We start from the raw sequence: 1,094 nt of genomic DNA, 5'->3' as shown, positions 1-1,094 counted from the left end.
TCCGGACCGGTGTAATTCGCGCTCGGCCGAATGATCTTGTTGTCGATGCGTTGCTCGATGATGTGCGCGCTCCAGCCTGAAGTGCGCGAGATCACGAACAGCGGCGTGAACATCGCGGTAGGCACGCCCATCATGTGATACGAGACCGCGCTGAACCAGTCGAGGTTCGGGAACATCTTCTTCGCGTCCCACATCACCGTTTCGAGCCGCTCGGCGATATCGAAGAGCTTCGTGTCGCCCGCTTCCTTCGACAGCTTCTTCGCGACGTCCTTGATGACCTTGTTGCGCGGATCGGAGATCGTGTACACCGGATGGCCGAAGCCGATCACGACTTCCTTGTTCTCGACGCGGCGCTTGATGTCGGCTTCGGCTTCGTCGGGCGTCTCATAGCGCGACTGAATCTCGAATGCCGCCTCGTTGGCGCCGCCGTGCTTCGGGCCGCGCAGCGCGCCGATCGCGCCGGTGATCGCCGAGTACATGTCGGAGCCGGTGCCCGCAATCACGCGCGACGTGAACGTCGAAGCGTTGAACTCGTGCTCGGCGTAGAGATTGAGCGAGACGTGCATCGCATCGACCCACGACTTCGACGGCTCTTTGCCATGCAGCAGATGCAGGAAGTGCCCGCCGATGGAATCGTCATCGGTTTCGACTTCGATGCGCCGGCCGTTGTGCGAGTAGTGGTACCAGTAGAGCAGTATCGAACCGAACGAAGCCATCAGGCGATCGGCGATATCCTTTGCGCCCGGCACGTTGTGATCGTCCTTCTCGGGCAGGATGGTGCCGAGCACGGAGGCGCCGGTGCGCATCACGTCCATCGGATGCGCGGACGCCGGAATCCATTCCAGCGCGGCCTTGAGGTTCGCGGGCAAGCCGCGCAACGCCTTGAGCTTCGTCTTGTACGCCTTCAGTTCGGCCGTATTCGGCAGCTTGCCGTGCACGAGCAGGTACGCGATCTCTTCGAATTCGGAGGTCGTCGCAACGTCGAGAATGTCGTAGCCGCGATAGTGCAAATCGTTGCCGGTCTTGCCGACCGTGCACAGCGCGGTATTGCCCGCCGTCACGCCGGACAGCGCGACGGATTTCTTCGGCTTGAA

The 1,094-nt window shown here is 61.7% G+C and carries 1 protein-coding gene; it reads right to left on the bottom strand.

All coding sequences use genetic code 11. The features are described 5' to 3' along the window. The coding region (prpC, locus tag NCR38_RS33995; RefSeq protein WP_250478539.1) for a 2-methylcitrate synthase at positions 1 to 1,094 on the bottom strand (1,094 nt) is incomplete at both ends.

The sequence above is a fragment of the Caballeronia sp. INML1 genome, assembly GCF_023631085.1.
Taxonomy (GTDB): Bacteria; Pseudomonadota; Gammaproteobacteria; order Burkholderiales; family Burkholderiaceae; genus Caballeronia; species Caballeronia turbans.
The sequence above is the reverse complement of the archived record's forward strand: the minus strand, read 5'-3'. Positions and strand labels throughout refer to the sequence as shown.